Genomic DNA, 18,693 nt, shown 5'->3' with positions numbered 1-18,693 from the left:
GGGCAACTCGCCCAAAACTGCGCCTCACACACTCGCTAGCCGCAGATTAGACATGGGAGGTCTTGTGCGCGTGTCAATCAGATTCCGACATCTGGCTGCGGTGGTCATGGCGCTTTTGCTGGAGGCCGAGGCCGCCACGATCTCGCAGGGTGTGGTCGAGTCCAACCACGCCGGGTTCACCGGTTCCGGCTTCGTCAACTACGACAACGTCGTGGGCTCCGCCGTGGAGTTCACCGTCGACGCGGCGACGGCGGGGCCGCACACGCTGACCTTCCGCTACGCGAACGGGACCACGGGCAACAGGCCGATGAGCATCTCGGTCAACGGAACGGCCGCCGCCGTCGACTTCCCCCCGACGGGCGCGTGGACCACGTGGCGGACGGCGGTCGTCAACGCCACGCTCGGGACCGGCGCCAACACCGTCAAGGCCACAGCCACGGCCGCCGCGGGCGGGCCGAACCTCGACTCGCTGCAGGCCGACCCCGTCGACTGGTCGCGCGCGGTCGTGGAGTCCACGATGGCCCGCCACACGCCCTCCTCGCTGGGCGGCTGGAGCTACACGCGCGGCCTGTACCTGTGGGGGCAGTACCTCGTGTGGCAGCGCACCAGGGACCCGCGCTACCTGACCTACATCAAGGACTGGGCCGACCGGTTCGTCGACTCCTCAGGCGGCATCGGGCAGAGTTTCAACAACCTCGACAGCATGCAGTCGGGCAACATCCTGCTCGCCCTCTACCGCGAGACGGGCCAGGCCCGTTACAGGACTGCCGCCGCCAAGATCAGGAACCGCCTCAACACCTACCCGAGGACGAGCGACGGCGGCTGGTGGCACTCCACCTCCGACTCACGCCAGGGCCAGCTCTGGGCCGACGGCGTGTTCATGGTCAACCCGTTCCTCGCCCGCTACGGGGCGTGGGTCGCCGCCGACTCCTTCACCCGCGACGAGCCCGCCAAGCAGCTCGAGGTCTACTACAGCCACCTCAAGCGCGCCAACGGGCTGCTCTACCACGCCTACGACGAGCCGGGCGGGCTCACCGCCTCCTGGGTGAAGCCGTCGCTCGGCAACACCAACGGCCTGTCCTGGTGCAGGGCCATCGGCTGGTACGGCATGGCGACCACCGAGCTGCTGGAGATCATGCCGCCCGACCACCCGCGCAGGGCCGCGCTGGTCGACATCCTCCGCTCGCTCGTCCAGGCCTACGCGCGCTGGCAGGACCCCGCCACCGGCCGATGGTTCCAGGTCGTGACCGAACAGGGCGACCAGGCGAACTGGACGGAGACCTCCTGCTCGGCGATGTACACCTACACGATCTCGCGGGCGGTCGAGCGCGGCTACGTCGACGCCTCCTACGGCGCCAACGCCGACCGCGGCTACCGCGGCGTGCTGGCGAAGGTGTCGCTCGACTCCGACGGCCGCACGACGATCACCGACATCAGCGAGGGAACCAACGTCGACGACGTCCTCGCCTACTACTACAACAGGGCGCGCCCGGTGAACGACTTCCACGGCCTGGGCGCCTTCCTCATCATGAACGAGCAGCTGGCCAGGGTCAGCCATCCTTCCTGAGCGCGGCGCGGCCCTCGGCCGCGCCGACGAACCGCATCTTGCCCAGCGGAACCTCCGCGGGCTCGGGCGCGGTCCTCCTGCTGGTCCGGCCCGCGTCGCGGTCGGTGGGCAGCACGTAGGGCCGCCTCAGCACCTCGTCCAGGATGAACACCGTCTCGGTGGCCTTCACCGCCGGAATGTTCGCCATCCGCTCGGTCACCAGCCTGTGCACCTCCGCCACGTCGGAGACCCGCACCTGGATCATCGCGTCGTGCTGCCCGGTGGTGATCGCGCAGTACTCCACCTCGGGCATCCGCGCCAGCTCGGCCCTGAACTGCTTCCACATCTGCTGCCGCACGGTCACGAAGACCAGCGCGGTGATGCCGAGCCCCGCGCGCAGGTGGTCGATCTCGGCGGTGAAGCGCTTGATGGCGCCGTCGGCGCGCAGCGCCTCGAAACGGGTGTAGGCGTTGGCCCGTGAGATGCCCACCCGTTCGGCCAGCGCGGCGACCGAGATCCTGCCGTTCTCCCGCAGGACCTCGAGGATCTTCATGTGGGTGTCGTCGAGTTCGAGCCCGATACCGATCCGTCCAGCCGGATCCCCGGGCCTTCCGCTATTTCCAGACATTTCACTCATTGTGGGGTCAATCCTTTCAGATCCATCTCACCCCCCTGACATGAGCTGGACATTCTGCCGCACAATCCTCGACCAACCCCAACCAACCGTCCAGCTTCGGAGGACACCCCATGGCGACCCGCTCTCAGACGGCAGCTTTGCTGGTCGTCGGTGCTCTCGCGCTCGCCGCCTGCTCCGCCGGCGGCGTCAAGTCGTCGGCCGCACCGCAGTCCGGCGCCAAGACCCTCGTCATCGACACGTCCTTCGACCTGAAGACCGCCGACCCGGGGCGCACCTACGAACCGACCGGCTTGTTCGTCGGCAAGGCCGTCTACGAGACGCTGCTGACCTTCGACGGCGCGGACGTGACCAAGCCGGTGCCCGCGCTGGCCGAGTCCTACACCCTCTCCGACGACGGCAAGGTGCTGACGCTCAAGCTCAAGCAGGGCGCCACGTTCGCCGACGGCTCGCCCGTGACGGCCGACGACGTGGTGTTCACCCTGACCAGGGTGCGCGACATGAAGGGCACCCCCTCGTTCCTGCTCGACGGGGTCGAGGTGGCCAAGACCGACGCCTCGACGATCACGCTGACCTCCAAGGCGCCCAACCCCGCCCTGCCGTACATCCTGCCCAACCCCGCCCTCGGCGTGCTCAACAGCAAGGTCGCCAAGGAGCACGGGGCGACCACGGACGCGGGCGACAAGGCCGAGCAGTACCTCAACTCGGCCTCGGCCGGTTCGGGCCCGTACACGATCGAGTCGTTCAACCTGACCAGCCAGGTCGTGCTCAAGGCGAACCCGAAGTACTACGGCAGCAAGCCCGCCTACGACCGGGTGGTCATCCGCAACGTCGAGGCGGCCACGCAGAAGCTGAACATCCAGCGCGGCGACAGCCAGGTGGCGCTCAACCTGTCGGGCGACCAGGTGGTCGGGATGCCCGCGACGCTGCAGGTGAAGAAGACCGCCTCGGCGAACGTCATCTTCCTGCTGGCCAACCAGGACTCCTCGGTCAGCAAGACCACGGCGAACGCCAAGTTCGTCGAGGCGCTGCGCAAGGGCGTCGACTACTCGGGGCTGCTGGAGCTGGCGGGCGAGGGCTCGACGCAGGCGCCGGGGATCATCCCCTCGCAGCTGCTCGGCGCGCTACCCGCCGACCAGGCGGCCAAGCGCGACGTGGAGGGCGCCAAGGCGGCGCTGGCGGCCAGCGGGGTGTCGAACCCGACGGTGAAGCTGGAGTACCCGAGCGAGCTGACCGTCAACGGGCTGTCGTTCCAGCCCCTGGCCGAGCGCGTCCAGGCGAACCTGAAGGAGGTCGGGATCACCGTCGACCTCGCGCCCGCGCCCGTCACGACCGCGCTGGACAACTACCGCAACGGCAAGGAGGAGCTGGGCCTGTGGTACTGGGGCCCTGACTTCCCCGACCCGAGCGACTACCTGGCCTTCCTGCCCGGCAAGCTCGTCGGCCTGCGCGCCGGATGGAAGGAAGGCGCGGCCAAGGACATCTCCGCCGCGGGCGACAAGGCGGCCACCGCGATCGGCGACGACGCGCGCAAGGCGGCGTACGCCGAGGTCCAGCAGAAGCTGAACAAGGGCGGCCCGTTCATCCCGCTCATCCAGCCGAGCCAGAACATCGTGACCGCGTCGTCGGTGGCCGGCCTGGAGTACCACCCGGTCTGGACGGTCGACCTGGCCGACCTCAGCGCCAAGTAGGCCCCTGAGATGACCGTCTCCGGCGACGTCTCCGGCGCGGACACCCCCGGCCCCCCGCCCGCCGCCGCCCAGCGCGGCGGCCGGGCGCGGGTCCGCCGCCATCCGCTGGCGCGCTTCCTCCTGCGCAGGGTGCTCATCGCGATCCTGCTGGCCTGGGGGATCACGCTGGTCACCTTCGTCCTGACGAACCTGGTGCCGGGCGACCCCGCCGCCGCCAACCTGGGTCAGCGCGCCCTCGGCGATCCGGCGATCGTGGCCCAGTGGCGTCAGGAGCACGGGCTGGACAAGCCGCTCCCCCAGCAGTACCTCATCCACCTGGGAGGACTGCTCCACGGTGATCTCGGCACCAGCCAGCAGAGCCACCGCCCCGTCAGTCAGGACCTCGCGGAGACCGTGCCGGCCACCCTGGAGCTGGCCGGCGCCGCAATCGTGGTGTCGCTGGTCCTGGGGGTGGCGTTCGGCGTGGTGGCGGCGCTGCGCAGGGACCGGCTGACAGACCACGCGCTGCGGGTGCTGAGCCTCATCGGCATCTCGGTGCCGACGTTCTGGCTGGCGCTGGTGGCCTTCTACGTCTTCTTCTACCGCCTCCAGATCACCCCGGGCAGCGGGCGCATCGACCCAGGGCTGACCGCGCCGCCGCCCGTCACGGGTCTGGCGACGGTCGACTCGGCCCTGGCCGGGCAGTGGGACGTCTTCGCCAGCGCCGTCGGCCACCTCCTCACTCCCGCGCTCGTGCTCGCCCTCTACACGATCGGCCTGCTCACCCGCTTCACCAGGAGCGCGGTGCTGGAGGTGCTGGGCCAGGACTACGTCCGCGCGGCCAGGGCCAAGGGCCTGCCCGGCAGGGTCATCCTGTTCAGGTACGTGCTGCGCTCGGCGCTGGTGCCGATCATCACGGTGGCCGGCCTGGCGTTCGGCAGCCTGCTGTCGGGCACCGTGCTGGTCGAGGCGATCTTCGCGTGGCCGGGCGTCGGGCAGTACGCCTACAAGAGCGCCACCACCCTCGACCTGCCCGCCGTCATGGGCGTGGGCCTCGTCGTCGGCGGCGTCTACCTGGTGATCAACCTGATCGTGGACGTGCTGTACGGCGTCATCGACCCCCGAGTGAGACTGCAGTGACACGACGACTCCCCGAAGCCTGGCGGCAGCCCCTCGCCATCGTCGGCGGGGTGGTCGCGCTCGCCTGGCTGGTGATCGCGCTGGCCGCCCCATGGCTGGCCCCGCACGACCCGCTCGCGCAGGACCTGCCCAGGCTCGCCGCGCCGGGCCCCGGCCACTGGTTCGGGACCGACCAGCTCGGCCGCGACATCCTTAGCAGGGTCCTGTACGGCGCGCGGGTCTCGATCCCGCTCACGCTGATGCTGGTGGCCCTCTCCGTTCTGGTCGGCGGCCTGCTGGGCGCCTGCGCCGGATATTTCGGCCGATGGGTGGACGAGACGATCATGCGGGTGGCGGACCTCGTGTTCGCCTTCCCCACGGTCATCCTGGCCATGGTGGTGGCCGCCGCGCTGGGCGCGAGCCTGACCAACGCGGTGCTCGCCGTCCTCGTGGTGGCCTGGCCCGCCTACGCCCGCGTCACCCGCGGGCTGGTGCTCGGCGTCCGGGAGCGGGAGTTCGTGCTGAGCGGCAGGCTCCTCGGCTTCTCTGTGTGGCGCTCCCTGCGCGTGGACGTGCTGCCGAACGTCACGGGACCCGTGCTCGTCCTGGCCACCCTCGACATCGGCACCGCCCTCCTGCTGCTGTCCGGGCTGTCCTTCCTCGGCCTGGGCGCCAAGCCGCCCTCCCCCGAGTGGGGCGCGATGGTCGCGGGCGGCGTGGAGGTCTTCGACAGCTGGTGGGTGGCCACCTTCCCCGGCCTGGCGATCCTGACCGTCGTGCTGGCCTTCAACTTCCTCGGCGACACGCTGCGCGACGCCCTCGACCCGCGTACGGCCCGCGCCATCAAGGAGCGTGCCCTCTGATGCTGGACATCACCGACCTCAGGGTCGCCATCGGCGGCAGGGACGTCCTCGGCGGCGTCCACCTCTCCCTCCGGCAGGGCCAGGTCCACGGCCTGGCGGGCGAGAGCGGATCGGGCAAGACCATGACGGGACTGGCCGTACTCGGGCTGCTCCCGCACGGCGCGCGCGCCACCGGCACGATCGCGCTGGAGGGCAGGGACCTGCTCGGCCTGCCGCAGAAGGAACTGAACAAGGTGCGCGGCGGCGAGGTCGCCATGGTCTTCCAGGATCCGGCCACGAGTCTGCACCCGATGCTGACCGTCGGCAGGCAGCTGACCGAGCACATGCGCCATCACCTGAAGCTCGGGCGCGCGGAGGCCCGCGAGAGGGCGGTGGAACTGCTCGGCAAGGTGCGCATCCCCGGCCCGTCCGAGGCGTTCGGCCGCTACCCGCACCAGTTCTCCGGCGGCATGCGGCAGCGCATCGCGATCGCCATCGCGCTGGCCTGCGAGCCCAAGGTGCTGATCGCCGACGAGCCGACCACCGCGCTCGACGTGACCGTGCAGGCAGGCGTTCTGCGCCTGCTGCGCGGCCTCTGCGACGACCTGGGGCTGGCCGTCCTGCTGGTCACGCACGATCTCGGGGTGATGTCGGCGGTGGCCGACCAGGTGAGCGTGATGAAGGACGGCCTGGTGGTGGAGACGGGCCCGCGCGCGGAGGTCCTCCGCGCGCCCTCCCACCCCTACACCCGCTCGCTCCTCGACTCGCTGCCCGACGCTCCCGCCCCGCTCGCCGCGGGGCTCGCCGACGGCGCCGCCGAGGACAGCCAGGAAGATCGCCGAGCCGACGGGGAGAGCGCATGACGACGCTGGACATCCGCGACCTGGTGGTGGAACACCGCTCACCTGGACGGCCCGTGGTCCGGGCGGTGGCGGGCGCGAGCCTGACCGTCTCGCCCGGCGAGGTCGTCGGTCTCGTGGGCGAGTCGGGCTGCGGCAAGTCGACGCTGGCCCGCGCCGTCTGCGGGCTGCATCCCGCGGCCGAGGGCGAGATCACCTTCGACGGCCGCCGGGTGACCCCGCTCGGCCTGCGCAGGCGGGCGCTGACCGGGATCCAGATGGTCTTCCAGGACCCCTACGCCTCACTGAACCCGCGCCGCCGCGTCGGCGACCAGATCGCCGACGGCCTGCGCACGGCGAAGGACACCACCACGGCCCCGGCCGACCTGCTGGAACGCGTCGGACTTCCGCGCGAGTTCGCCGGCAGGCACCCGCACGAGTTCTCCGGTGGCCAGCGGCAGCGCATCGCGATCGCCAGGGCCCTGGCGGCCAGGCCGCGGCTGCTGATCGGCGACGAGCCGATCTCCGCCCTGGACGCCTCGGCGCAGGCGCAGGTGGCGAGGCTGATGCGGGACCTGGCGGTCGGCTCGGGCGCGGGGCTGCTGTTCATCAGCCACGACCTGTCGGTGGTACGGCTGATCGCCGATAGGATCGCGGTGATGTACCTGGGCAAGATCGTCGAGGTGGGCCGCACCGAGGAGGTGTGGGCCGACCCGCGGCATCCCTACACGCGGGCGCTGCTGGCCGCCATCCCCCAGCCCGACGGCCTCGGAGTGCTTCCCGCCGAGCTGCCAGGCGACGTCCCCGACCCCGCCGACCCGCCGCCCGGCTGCAGGTTCCACCCGCGCTGCCCGCACGTGATGGACGTGTGCAGGGTGAAGGAGCCCGACTTCGGCCCCGCCGCCTGCTGGCTGCACGCTCCCGAGTGATGAGGGAGCAGCTCGTCAGGCAGGCGATGGCCGAGGCGGGGGTGGACGCGCTCGTGCTGCGCCCCTCCCCCGACTTCCGCTTCCTCGGCGGCAGCGGTGACGGGTTCCTCGTCGTCACGCGCGGCGGCCCTTTGATCGAGACCGGCGACCCCGTGCCGTGCATCCCGCGAGGGGCGCGCAGGGTGGGCGTGGACGACGAGATGCGGGTCGCCGAGCTGTTCGGCATGCGGATCGACGCGGAGCTCATCCCCGCGTCGGCGGTGCTTCGCGACCTGCGGCTCAGGAAGTCGGCGCAGGAGGTCGAGGCCGTGGCGCGGGCGGCCGCGGCGGCCGACGCGGTCATGGCGGCGGCGCGCGAGCTGGCCTGGTTCGGGGCCAGCGAGCGGGAGATGGCGCGCAGGCTGCGGGTGCTGCTGATCGAGTCGGGCTGCGAGGAGGTCGTCTCGGTGCGGGTGGCCGCAGGCGAGCACACCGCGGCGAAGGAGCACCGGCCCACCGGCCGGATCATCAACCCGGGCGACGCGCTGCAGGTCGCGGTGTGCGGCAGGTGGGACGGCCTGTGCGCGGAGGTGGCCAGGGCGTTCGCCGTGGCCGAGCCGCCCGAGGACTACGAGGCGATGCTGTCGGTGGTGCTGGCCGCGCGCGCCGCCGCCCTCGACGCGGTACGGCCCGGCGCCCCCGCCGAGCAGGTCGCCGCCCGCGCGCGCCAGGTGATCGAGGACAGCGGCTACGGCGGATTCGCCGACGTCAGCGGAAGGGGCGTCGGCTGGGGCCACGAGGAGGGCCCCTCCCTGTCCGATCCCGAGCCCCTCTCGGCGGGGATGACGCTGTGCGTCGCTCCGGCCATCTACCTGACGGGGCTGTTCGGCGCGCGGGTGGCCGACACGGTCGCCTGCGCCCCCGACGGCCCCGTCCTGCTCAGCCCAGGCTCCCCCGCCCTCCACGTACTGGACGCCTAGCCTCCTGCCCGTCCGGCCCGCCGGTGAGCGCGGCGCTCCGGCCTCACCGCCCACTCAGAGCAGGGCCACCGCCGCGTCGACGGCCGAGACCACGTCGTCGTCCGGCGGGTACAGCAGCGACCTGCCCACCGCGAGACCGCGCGCGGTCGGGCATGCCAGCGCCTTGCGCCACCTGGAGAACACCGCCTCCTGGTCGGAGTCGACCTCGCCGCCGAGGATGACGACGGGCAGCGTGGTGGCCGCCATCACCCGTTCCATGTCGTCGACGACGGGCAGCTTCAGCCACGTGTAGGCCGAGGTGGTGCCCAGCCCCGCGGCGATCGCGGCCGCTTTGACCACGGCGTCGGTGGTGAGCACGTTGCGCGCCTTGCCGTCGACCCTGCGCGAGATGAACGGCTCGACCATCGCCAGCAGGTCGCGCGAGGCGAGGTCGGTGACGGCCTTCGCGGTCGACTCCAGCGTGTCGACGCTGGCGGGGTCGGCGTAGTCGATCCTGGTCAGCGTCTTGCCGCCGTCGAACCGCATCGCCTCGATCATGGCCGCGTCGTAGCCGGTGAACCGGTCGTCCATCTCGAACACCGCGCCCGCGAGGCCGCCGCGGTTCATGGAGCCGATGACGACCTTGCCTTCGAGGGCGCCGAGCAGGAGCAGGTCCTCGAGGATGTCGGAGGTGCCGAGCACGCCGTTGACGCCGGGCCTGGCCAGGGCGGTGCAGAGCCGGTCGAGCAGGTCGAGCCGGTCGCCCATGGCCAGCGGGCGGTCGCCCGCGCCGAGCGCGCCGCGGGCGGGATGGTCGGCGGCGATGACCATGAGCTTGCCGTGCTCGCCGAGGGGGCCGGTGGGGCGGGCGCGGCGAGCGGCGGCCTCGGCGATGGCAGAGGGGCGGTTCGCCCTGGTCTCGACGAGCGCCGCGAGCCTGTCCTGGTTCATGAGGGCTCTCCTGGTGGTGTGGCTGCGGTTCCTCGGAGGACAGGCGGGAGCGGGTGGCGTGGTTCGGAGGGTGGGGGTGTCGTCCCTTCGCGGGGGTGGGCCGCCGTCGGGGGTGGGGTCACCGGCGCTCGGCCAGCCAGGTGAGGTTGTGGCGCTGGTCGGCCAGGGTGGCCTCCCATGTCTCGGGGGTGACGGGGGCGCTGTCCTGTTCGATGACGTACCAGCCCGTGTATCCGTTGGCCGTGAGCTGGTCGAGGAACGCTTCGAGGGCGACGTCGCCGCGACCGAGCGGGCAGGCGACATCGCCCCACCACTTCTCCAGGCGCGCGTCACCTCTGGCCTTGGCGGCCTCGACGACCGCGTGGCGGACGTCCTTGACGTGGACGTGGTGCACGCGGTCGGCGTACTTCTTCGCGTATGCGGCGGGTGCGGCGCCGCCCAGCTCGAAGTGGCCGCTGTCGAGGCAGAGCGCGACGTCGGTCAGCTCCATGAGCGTGTCGATCTCGGCGGCCCGCTCCACGTAGGTGGCGTAGTGGGGGTGGAAGACGGGACGCACGCCGTACGACCTGACGAGCTCACAGGCGGCGGCGACGCGGTCGGCCGCGCGGCGCCAGGCGGCGGCGTCCCACCCGCCGCTCCGCCACGGGTTGGCGCGCAGCGCCTCGTCGCCCCCGTCGGCCAGGACGGCCACCACCTCGGGGTTGCCCGAGGCGGCCAGCTCCTCCAGTGTGTGCCGCATCCCCGCCAGGTCGCCGGTCGGCGCCTCCTCCGGCTGCGACAGGTTCAGCGGCACGTAGGCCCCGACGACCGTCAGCCCGTTGTCGGCGAACGCGCGGGCGGTCTCGTCGGGGGAGCCGAAGAATCCAGGAGGGCCGAGTTCGCTGCCCGTGTAGCCCGCGGCGGCCATGGCCTCGAGGAGTTCGACCGGCTTCATGCCGATGCCGTGCCCGCTGTGGACGCCGTAGCTGCAGGGCGCGGACGCGATCTTGTTCATGCGAGGCTCCTGGCGATCTGCTGGAGGGCCGCGGTGTCGTAGGCGGCGCCGGCGGCGGTGGACAGGACGGGCGCGCCCTCGGTGACGGAGGCGTGGAAGGCGAGCAGCTCGTGGAGGAAGCCGGTGCGGTGGTCGGACCGCAGGCGCGTGGCGGCCCGCTCGCCGCCCTGGACGCTCTCCACCACCAGTGAGGCGCGGGCGTCGCGCAGGTAGGGGCCCGGCATGTTCAGGTAGAGGCGGCCTGCGGAGCCGAAGACGGCGATCTCCTCGCCGTAGTCGGGGTAGTCGGGCAGCCAGTTCCACGACAGCGACAGCTGGGCCTCGCCGAACGTGCCGAGCGCCTGCAGCTGCGGCGGCTCCTCCAGCTTCACGCCCGGCTTGAGCCCGGCGGCCTGGGCGTGCGCGATGGCGATCGGCTGCTCGCCGAACAGGGCGCGCAGCACCGAGAGCTCGTGCACGACCGAGCCCTGCAGCACGTTGGCGTAGATCGAGACGTACGGCTCGCCCAGGTCGCCGACCGCCTCGAAGGCCTTCTCCCGCCCGTAGGCGTCGTCGGGGACCACCGCGTCGTCGTAGCGCAGGAAGCGCTGGTGGGAGAACTGCGGCCGGTCGTCGGGGTGCAGCACGGTGACCCGGACCAGCCGGATCGCCCCCAGGTTCGCCAGCTCCGCCCTGGCCCTGTCCATGATCGGGTCGTACATCTTCATGTACGCCACCTGCAGCACCAGGCCCTTGGCCGCGGCCAGCGCGTCGAGCTCGACGCATTCGCCGACGGTGTGCGCGAACGGCTTCTCGGCGAGCACGTGCTTGCCCGCCTCCAGTGCCCTGCGGGTCAGGTCGGCGTGGGTGCCGGGGGTCAGCAGGAGGACCGCGTCCACCTCGGGGTCGGCCAGCACGTCCGCCGCGTCGGTGGAGTGCCGCACGGGCCCACCGTACTCGGCCGCGATCTGCGCCGCCAGCGTGGCCGACAGATCGCAGACGTGCGTCACCTGGTACTTCTCGCGCAGGGCCTGCAGGTTCTGCAGGTGAACGGCCTGAGCGATGAGGCCGAGACCGATGACGCCGAGGCGCATGGACGTGCTCCTTGAGTCGGTGGAGGTCAGTTGCTTTCTATCGAGTCCCGCGCCGACGTGTCAAACCTTTGTTAAGACATTAGGTGGATCTAATGTGTGGTCCCAGTGCGGCGCGGCAGGACCAGGACGGCGGCGACGCCGAACGCGACGATGACCGCCGTCGCGACGAGGGCGTCGTGCACGGCGGCGGCGAGCGCCTGCCGTACGGGCTCGGCGCCCGGGCCGCCGAGGGCGCGGGCGGCCTCGTCCACGGAGGTGGCGCCGCCCATCCGGTCGGCGAGCGCGGTGTTGGCGACGGCGGCCAGGATCGCGGCGCCGAGCGCGCCGCCGCCGATCCTGAAGAAGACCACGCCGCCCGTGACCACGCCCCTGCGCTCCCAGCCGACCACGGACTGGGCGCCGACCAGCATCGACACCGACAGCAGGCCGAGGCCGCAGCCGTTGACGAAGGCGCACAGCCCCGCGTACAGGAGGGAGGAGTCCGGTGTGAGCCGGACGAACAGGACCACCGACACCGCGATGAGCGCCAGCCCGGCCAGGGCGGTGTCGCGGAAGCCGTACCTGAGGTAGAGCCTGGCGGAGAAGAACACGGTCATCGGCCAGCCGAGCGACTGCACCGCCAGCGCGAAGCCCGCGGCCACGGCGCCGGCCCCGAGCACGCCCTGGGCGTAGGTGGGCAGGTAGACGGTAGGGCCGACCAGGATCATGCCGACGACCGCGCTGCCGAGGAAGGAGCCGAGCAGTACTCTGTCGCGCCACATCCACGGCGGCAGCAGCGGCTCGGCGGCGCGCGTCTCCCACCAGGCGAACAGCACCAGCACCGCCACGCCCGCCGCGACCGGCCACGGCGAGCCGTTCTGCAGGCCGAGCATGACCGTCACCACGCCGGCGACCAGCAGCGCGGTGCCGAGCAGGTCGAGGCGGTGCCTGCCGCGCTCGACGTGCTCCTTCAGGAACAGGGCGATGATGGTCACCGCCACCGCGCCGACGGGCAGGTTGAGCAGGAAGATCCAGCGCCAGGTGGCGTACTCCGACAGCAGGCCGCCCAGCGCGGGCCCGACCAGGGCGGACACGCCCCATACGGAGGAGAGCAGCCCGCTGATCTTGCCGCGCTCCTCCAGCGGGTACAGGTCCGCGGCCACGACCTGGACGATCGACTGGATCGCGCCCGCGCCGACCCCCTGCACCGCCCTCGCCACGATCAGGGCCGGCATCGACCACGCCACGCCGGCCAGCAGGGAGCCGACGAGGAAGACGGCCATGCCGGTGAGCAGCATGGGCTTCCTGCCGAACAGGTCGGCCAGCCTGCCGTAGACGGGCGTGGAGACCGCCTGGGTGAGCATGTAGCCGGCGATCACCCAGGGGAACAGCGAGAACGAGCCGAGGTCGCGGACGATCGAGGGGACGGCGGTGGCGACGATGGTGCCGTCGATGGCGGCCAGTGCCATGGCCGCCATCAGCCCGGCGGAGATCGCCGCCCTGCGGCTGGTCACAGCGTCTCGGCCAGGCGCCTCGCCTCGTCGGCCCATCCGACCAGGAACATCATCGCCTGGCCTCGCTCGCGGTAGCGGCGGGCGGCCTCGACGGGCCTGGCGCCGCCGTAGTCGAGCTGCTCGCTGTCGACGGCGCGGAGCATGCCGGGGACGAGCCAGTCATACTTGATCGCCGAGGCGCAGACGGCCAGCCGGACGAGCCGCTCGTCGCCCCGCCAGCCCGCCTCGCGCAGGCCGCGCACGTAGGAGCCGTAGCAGGCGCGGTCGAGCGCGGGCAGGTCGGCGGCGGGCACGAAGAGGTCGAAGACGCTGTCGGGGATGTGGTTGCCGAGGTCCTCGCCGAGCGCGCCGTCGCCGACGAAGGCCCAGTCCAGCAGGACGGTGTCCGGGCCGGAGGACACCAGGTTGTTCGGCCAGAGGTCAAGGTGGCACAGCGCGCGCGGCAGCGACTCCGTCAGTTCGAGGAACCACTCGCGGTCCCTGTGCAGCCTGACCAGCTCGCCGCGCAGTCCCTCGGGGAAGTGGTCGCGCACCAGCGGGTGCCGCCAGGCCTCGCCGTCGTCGAGCAGCTCGTACGGCACCGCCTTCGAGCCGACGTAGCCGCGCAGGAACGACCTGCTCAGCCACGGCCGCTCGATCTCCGGCGTGCCGCCCTGGGCCCTGCCGAGCTGGAGCGCCATCAGCGCGTGCCTGTCGAGCGACCACGAGGCGCCGCCGTCCGAGACGTCCTCCAGGTAGAGGGCCACGTCGCCGTCGTCTCGCTCGACCACCGCCAGCGGCTCCGGCGCGCGCAGGCCGCTGTCCTTCCACAGGCGGGGCAGCCCTTCGGCGTAGACCTCGGCCTCCCTGCGCCAGTAGTTCCAGTGGCGCGGATCGTGGGAGGACTCCCAGCCCGGCCTGCCATTGTCCGAGCCCGTGAGCACCTTGAGTATCACCGGCCGGTCGGCCGTGATCCGCCAGATGCCTCTGGTCACCGCGTTCATGGCGTTGTGGGTCAGCGGCTCCGACGTCCATTCCGTCCAGCCGAGAACTCTCCGGATCTCGTCAGCGCTCACCTGGAGATCATAGGCACGGGGCGATCGGAGTCCGCGGCCGCCCGTCCTCGTCAGACCCAGGGCATCTCCCCCGTGGCCACCTTGGCGCCGAGCTCCAGGTTGACCAGCCCGCCGAGCGACGGATACCGCCTGGTCATCGCCCTGCGCAGGGTCCTGGCCTGGTCGTCGCGGCGTCGGGCCTCGTGCAACTCGGTCTCGAAGGCCACCAGGTAGTCGCGGGTGAAGCGGATCACCGAGCCGTCGAGCGGGCCGCCGGCGGCGGCGCGGTGGCCCGGCACGACGTACTCGGGATCGAGCGCGCTCATCTCGTCGAGGGTCCGCCGCCAGCCCTGGCGTTCCTCCGTGGTGCCGGTGTCGGCGGTCCACAGATGGACGCCGCCGAACAGGGCGGCCCCGCCGAGGATCGCCCGGCGATCGGCGTTCCACAGGTACTCGGTGCGCCACGCGATGGCGGGGTCGCCCCGCCTCACCTCGAACACGTGCTCCTCGAGTTCGAGACAGCAGCCGAGCAGCGGCTCGGGGACCACCACGTCGGTGGCGAGGTTGCCGCCAAGCTGCTTCCAGATCTCCAGCTTGGACCGCCACGTGGCCTCGATGCGCTCGACGGTCTCCGGCGTGGCGAGCACCCGCACGTTCGGGAACGCCTGCCTGATCACCTGCAGGCCGAAGTAGTAGTCGGGGTCGGCGGCGCTGACGAAGACCGTCGACAGGTGCTTGCCGCTGTCGATCACGTCGGCGAGGACGCGATGTTGCTCGGCCAGCGTGAACTGGCCGTCGATCAGCAGCGCCTGCTGCTCGCCTGCCACCAGGACGGACGTCTTTCCCAGGCCCGTCTCCCCTGCTGTGTGAACGCTGAAGCGCACGTTGGGCATGCCGGGATCTTTCCCGAGCGCGGTCAAGTGGTAAGGCTGGGTTTCGTCCAGACTTGGTGATTTCGCGGTGCCGGCTCCCCATGCTTTCGCGGCACCTTGGGGTAGGAGACGAAGCAACGCCTGTTTTCCGGCTTCCTGCACGAATCAGCGGAGGGTCGCCGTGGCCTAGCGTCGGACGACACCCCTGCGACGAAGTGGAGACACCATGAAGATCACCGGAGTGGAGCTGCGACGGATCGCCATGCCGTTGGTCGCACCCTTCCGCACGTCCTTCGGCACCGAGACCTCCCGAGACGTGCTCCTGGTCAGAGTGGTCACGCCGGAGGCCGAGGGGTGGGGCGAGTGCGTGGCGATGTCCGAGCCGCTCTACTCCTCCGAGTACGTCGACGGCGCGGTGGAGGTGATCCGCCGCTTCCTGCTGCCCGCCCTGCCCGACAACGTCGACGCCTACGGCGTGGGCAGGGCCATGGAGCCGATCAAGGGCCACCGCATGGCCAAGGCCGCGCTGGAGACGGCCGTGCTCGACGCCCAGCTGAGGGCGGCGGGCGAGTCGTTCGGCCGCTTCCTCGGCGCGGCCACGGACCGGGTCCCCTGCGGGGTGTCGGTCGGCATCATGGACTCCATCCCGCAGCTGCTCGACGCCGTGGAGGGCTACCTGGACGAGGGCTACGTCAGGATCAAGCTGAAGATCGAGCCGGGCTGGGACGTCGAGCCCGTGCGGGCGGTCAGGGAGCGGTTCGGCGACGACGTGCTCCTGCAGGTGGACGCGAACGCCGCCTACACGCTCGTCGACGCCCAACAGCTGGCCAGGCTGGACGACTTCGGGCTGCTGCTGATCGAGCAGCCGCTGGCCAACGACGACCTGGTGCAGCACGCCGAGCTGGCCAAGCGGCTGCGCACGCCGATCTGCCTCGACGAGTCGATCGAGTCGGCCGAGCACGCCGCCGCCGCCATCTCGCTCAAGGCCTGCTCGATCATCAACATCAAGCCCGGCAGGATCGGCGGCTATCTGGAGGCGCGACGCATCCACGACCTGTGCAGGGCGCACGGGATCGCGGTGTGGTGCGGCGGCATGCTGGAGACGGGCCTGGGCAGGGCCGCGAACGTCGCGCTCGCCGCCCTTCCCGGCTTCACGCTGCCCGGCGACACCTCCGCCTCGCGCCGCTACTACGCCACCGACATCACCGAGCCCTTCGAGCTGGACGGCGGCCACCTCGAGGTGCCCACGGGCCCAGGCCTCGGCGTCGAGCCGGTCAAGGACATCCTCGACGAGGTGACCACGTCGACCGAGTGGATCGGCCGCGGCTGAGGCGGTTGGGCTGCCGGACGAAGAACCGCCAGGGCTTGATAGTCCAGGACGAATTCCTCCGGCAGCCCTTGGCATACCGTCACGGACATGCCGCTAGATCTCCACCGCCGCGCCCTTGTCGCGGACACGCATAACGACCTCCTCATCGCCGTCGCCGCCCGCCCCCCGCAGCGCTGGGCCGCCTTCTTCCGCGATCAGTGGCTGCCGCAACTGCGCGAGGGCGGCGTCAAGCTGCAGGTTCTGCCGGTCTTCATCGACGACGCCTTCCGCCCCGAGGGCGCGCTGCGCGAGACGCTCAGGATGATCGAGTGCGCGCACGTCGTCGCCGAGGGCAACGCCGACGCCGTCGCGCTCTGCACCGACGCGGCCCAGATCGACGCCGCGCTCGCCGAGAACAGGATCGCGCTGGTCCTGGCCATGGAGAGCATGCCGGGACTGGACGCCAGCGTGGAGCTGATCCCCACTCTCCACCGGCTGGGCGTCAGGGTCGCCTCCATCGCGCACTGGGGCCGCACCCCGCTGGCCGACGGCAGCGGCGAGGACGCCACGGGCAGCGGCCTGACCTCGCACGGCGTCGCCGCGCTGAAGGAGATGGAACGGCTCGGCATCGTCTTCGACATCTCCCACCTGGGCGCCTCGGGCGTCGCGCACGTGCTGGAGCTGGCCACCAGGCCGCTCATGGCCACCCACTCCTCGGCCCGCGCCCTGCGCGACCACCACCGCAACCTCACCGACGACCAGCTGAGGGCGGTCGCCGCGACCGGCGGCGTCGTCTGCGTGAACTTCGTCCCCGACTTCCTGGCCGCCGACCCCGCCGACTTCACCCTCGACAGGCTCGTCGACCACGTCGAGCACATCGCCTCCGTCGCCGGCGTCGACCATGTCGGGCTCGGCCCCGACTTCGTCCGTGAGGTGCTCACGGACACCACCCCGCCCTGCTGCGAGGACCTCGGCTACGGCGAGATCGACCCCATGGCCGCCCTGCCGGGGCTGGAGGGCCCGCGCGGGCTGCCGCTCGTCACCGAGGCGCTGGTCGGCAGGGGTGTCCAGGAGAAGGACATCCTCAAGATCCTCGGTGGCAACGTGCACAGGCTCCTCGGCGAGGTGCTGCGGTGACCGAGATCAGGGAGCTGCGCACTCACGAGGAGTTCGACGAGGCCTTCGCGGTGTTCACCGGCATCTGGGGGTTCGAGCAGGGCAACCAGCCGATCAACCCCGAGCTGATGCGCGCCCTGTCGCACGCGGGCAACTACATCGCCGGCGCCTACGAGGGCGGCCGCATGGTGGGCGCCTCCGTGGCGTTCTTCGCCGAGGGACGGGCTCTCCACTCCCACATCACGGGGGCGCTCATCGGCAGGGGCATCGGGTTCGCGCTCAAGCAGCACCAGCGCGAGTGGGCGCTGGCCCGGGGGATCGATCGCATCACCTGGACCTACGACCCGCTGGTCCGCCGCAACGCGCACTTCAACCTGGCCAAGCTGGGCGCCAGGCCCGAGGAGTACCTGCGGAGTTTCTACGGCGTCATGGAGGACGCCGTCAACCGAGGGGACGAGTCGGACCGGCTGCTGGCGGTGTGGCGGCTGACCGAGCCGTGTGTGCCGTACGCGCTGGAGGGGGCGGGGGTGGCGTTGGAGGAGGAGGACGGCAGGCCGGTCGCGGGCGAGACCGACGCGAAAGTGCTGCTGGTCGCGGTGCCCGCCGATGTCGAGACGCTGCGCAGGCAGGATCCTGGGGCCGCGAAGGCCTGGCGGCACGCGGTTCGCGACGTGCTGGGAGGGCTGCTGCAGGACGGCGCCCGGGTAACAGGTTTCCATGCGAAGGCCCATTACGTGGTGGAGCGGCCCTGAGGGGCGCAGTATGGACGCGTACCTCTCTTGAGGAGGACGCGATGATTCCCGAAGGACCGCGCGTGGTCGTCGGTGTCGACGACTCACCCGCCTCACGCTGGGCGCTGATATGGGCGGTCGGGGCAGCCAGGCTGCGTTCGATGGCCCTGGTCGCCGTCCATGTCAGCAGGGCGCCCGTGCATCCGTTTCCTGAGGCGCTGCCGTACACGAACGCCGTCAGGCAGCTGGAGGAGGCCAGGAGCGTCGAGCTCATCCAGACCCTGTTCGACGACATGGCCGGCGGGGCCCCGCCCGACATCAGCACGCTCGCCATCGCCAGGCTCGGCGAGCCGGGACCTCTACTCGTGGAGCTGGCCAGGCCGATCGACCTGCTGGTCGTCGGCAGGGGGCGCAGGGGCGCGCTGGACCGGCTGCTGTTCCCGTCCACCCGCCGCTACTGCATCAGCCACGCCCGCTGCCCGCTGGTCATCGTGCCGGCCCCGCCGGCCACCGACACGATGACGGGAGCCGGTTCCGCCTCCCTTCCCGCGTGGATCCGCTGGCTGTCGCCGCGCCACCCCGCCGGGTGAGATCTCCCGGCGA

Annotated in this window: 18 protein-coding genes; 11 read left to right on the top strand and 7 right to left on the bottom strand. The window is 71.5% G+C overall.

Features of this window, described 5'->3' with window-relative positions:
* Window positions 1-106 precede the first annotated feature (106 nt).
* Entirely contained in the window at window positions 107-1,567 is a 1,461-nt protein-coding gene (locus AB0B45_RS35050; protein WP_358139454.1) for a glycoside hydrolase family 88 protein, read from the top strand.
* Here the strand turns inward: AB0B45_RS35050 and AB0B45_RS35045 are convergent.
* On the bottom strand, window positions 1,551-2,174 hold the full coding sequence (locus AB0B45_RS35045; RefSeq protein ID WP_358139452.1) for an Lrp/AsnC family transcriptional regulator: 624 nt from the start codon (window positions 2,172-2,174) through the stop codon (window positions 1,551-1,553). The two genes, AB0B45_RS35050 and AB0B45_RS35045, sit on opposite strands and share 17 nt — an antisense overlap.
* A 119-nt stretch (window positions 2,175-2,293) precedes the next feature.
* Here AB0B45_RS35045 and AB0B45_RS35040 point away from each other — a divergent pair, with 119 nt between their 5' ends.
* From AB0B45_RS35040 to AB0B45_RS35015, 6 genes are read left to right on the top strand one after another with little or no spacing between them, the layout of a single operon-like run.
* Complete coding sequence (locus AB0B45_RS35040; RefSeq protein ID WP_358139449.1) at window positions 2,294-3,871, top strand: ABC transporter substrate-binding protein; 1,578 nt, start codon at window positions 2,294-2,296, stop codon at window positions 3,869-3,871.
* A gap of 9 nt (window positions 3,872-3,880) precedes the next feature.
* Complete coding sequence (locus tag AB0B45_RS35035) at window positions 3,881-4,990, top strand: ABC transporter permease (RefSeq protein WP_358139446.1); 1,110 nt, start codon at window positions 3,881-3,883, stop codon at window positions 4,988-4,990.
* Complete coding sequence (locus AB0B45_RS35030) at window positions 4,987-5,832, top strand: ABC transporter permease (protein ID WP_358139443.1); 846 nt, start codon at window positions 4,987-4,989, stop codon at window positions 5,830-5,832. The genes AB0B45_RS35035 and AB0B45_RS35030 overlap by 4 nt, the downstream gene beginning before the upstream one ends.
* Window positions 5,832-6,674, top strand: coding sequence for an ABC transporter ATP-binding protein (locus AB0B45_RS35025; protein WP_358139440.1), 843 nt, complete (start codon window positions 5,832-5,834; stop codon window positions 6,672-6,674). Before AB0B45_RS35030 ends, AB0B45_RS35025 begins: the two co-directional genes overlap by 1 nt.
* Complete coding sequence (locus AB0B45_RS35020; RefSeq protein WP_358139437.1) at window positions 6,671-7,579, top strand: ABC transporter ATP-binding protein; 909 nt, start codon at window positions 6,671-6,673, stop codon at window positions 7,577-7,579. Before AB0B45_RS35025 ends, AB0B45_RS35020 begins: the two co-directional genes overlap by 4 nt.
* Window positions 7,579-8,538, top strand: coding sequence for a M24 family metallopeptidase (locus tag AB0B45_RS35015; protein ID WP_358139434.1), 960 nt, complete (start codon window positions 7,579-7,581; stop codon window positions 8,536-8,538). Before AB0B45_RS35020 ends, AB0B45_RS35015 begins: the two co-directional genes overlap by 1 nt.
* Before the next feature lie 54 nt (window positions 8,539-8,592).
* Here the strand turns inward: AB0B45_RS35015 and AB0B45_RS35010 are convergent, their stop codons facing one another.
* The 6 genes from AB0B45_RS35010 to AB0B45_RS34985 all read right to left on the bottom strand — a co-directional run bounded on the left by AB0B45_RS35010 (window position 8,593) and on the right by AB0B45_RS34985 (window position 14,955).
* The gene (locus AB0B45_RS35010) at window positions 8,593-9,468 is read right to left on the bottom strand and encodes an aldolase (RefSeq protein ID WP_358139431.1); all 876 of its coding nucleotides are present in this window, start codon (window positions 9,466-9,468) and stop codon (window positions 8,593-8,595) included.
* Window positions 9,469-9,586: 118 nt separating this feature from the next.
* Window positions 9,587-10,462, bottom strand: a complete 876-nt coding sequence (locus AB0B45_RS35005; protein WP_358139430.1) for a sugar phosphate isomerase/epimerase — start codon at window positions 10,460-10,462, stop codon at window positions 9,587-9,589.
* Window positions 10,459-11,535 (bottom strand): Gfo/Idh/MocA family oxidoreductase, encoded by a 1,077-nt coding sequence (locus AB0B45_RS35000; RefSeq protein WP_358139427.1) that lies wholly within the window; start codon window positions 11,533-11,535, stop codon window positions 10,459-10,461. The genes AB0B45_RS35005 and AB0B45_RS35000 overlap by 4 nt, the downstream gene beginning before the upstream one ends.
* Before the next feature lie 89 nt (window positions 11,536-11,624).
* Window positions 11,625-13,028 (bottom strand): MFS transporter, encoded by a 1,404-nt coding sequence (locus AB0B45_RS34995; RefSeq protein ID WP_358139424.1) that lies wholly within the window; start codon window positions 13,026-13,028, stop codon window positions 11,625-11,627.
* Complete coding sequence (locus AB0B45_RS34990) at window positions 13,025-14,083, bottom strand: phosphotransferase (protein ID WP_358139421.1); 1,059 nt, start codon at window positions 14,081-14,083, stop codon at window positions 13,025-13,027. Before AB0B45_RS34990 ends, AB0B45_RS34995 begins: the two co-directional genes overlap by 4 nt.
* A gap of 50 nt (window positions 14,084-14,133) precedes the next feature.
* Window positions 14,134-14,955, bottom strand: coding sequence for an MBL fold metallo-hydrolase (locus AB0B45_RS34985; RefSeq protein WP_358139418.1), 822 nt, complete (start codon window positions 14,953-14,955; stop codon window positions 14,134-14,136).
* Window positions 14,956-15,160: 205 nt separating this feature from the next.
* Here AB0B45_RS34985 and menC point away from each other — a divergent pair, with 205 nt between their 5' ends.
* The 4 genes from menC to AB0B45_RS34965 all read left to right on the top strand — a co-directional run bounded on the left by menC (window position 15,161) and on the right by AB0B45_RS34965 (window position 18,680).
* Window positions 15,161-16,264, top strand: coding sequence for an o-succinylbenzoate synthase (menC, locus tag AB0B45_RS34980; protein ID WP_358139415.1), 1,104 nt, complete (start codon window positions 15,161-15,163; stop codon window positions 16,262-16,264).
* Window positions 16,265-16,351: 87 nt separating this feature from the next.
* Window positions 16,352-17,380 carry a membrane dipeptidase gene (locus AB0B45_RS34975; protein WP_358139412.1) on the top strand — a complete coding sequence of 343 codons (1,029 nt, stop codon included), beginning with the start codon at window positions 16,352-16,354 and terminating at the stop codon, window positions 17,378-17,380.
* Window positions 17,377-18,111 carry a GNAT family N-acetyltransferase gene (locus AB0B45_RS34970; protein WP_358139410.1) on the top strand — a complete coding sequence of 245 codons (735 nt, stop codon included), beginning with the start codon at window positions 17,377-17,379 and terminating at the stop codon, window positions 18,109-18,111. Before AB0B45_RS34975 ends, AB0B45_RS34970 begins: the two co-directional genes overlap by 4 nt.
* A 41-nt stretch (window positions 18,112-18,152) precedes the next feature.
* Window positions 18,153-18,680 carry a universal stress protein gene (locus AB0B45_RS34965; protein ID WP_358139407.1) on the top strand — a complete coding sequence of 176 codons (528 nt, stop codon included), beginning with the start codon at window positions 18,153-18,155 and terminating at the stop codon, window positions 18,678-18,680.
* Window positions 18,681-18,693: the final 13 nt, after the last annotated feature.

It is taken from the genome of Nonomuraea sp. NPDC049152, from assembly GCF_040648355.1.
Taxonomy (GTDB): Bacteria; Actinomycetota; Actinomycetes; order Streptosporangiales; family Streptosporangiaceae; genus Nonomuraea.
The sequence above is the reverse complement of the archived record's forward strand: the minus strand, read 5'-3'. Positions and strand labels throughout refer to the sequence as shown.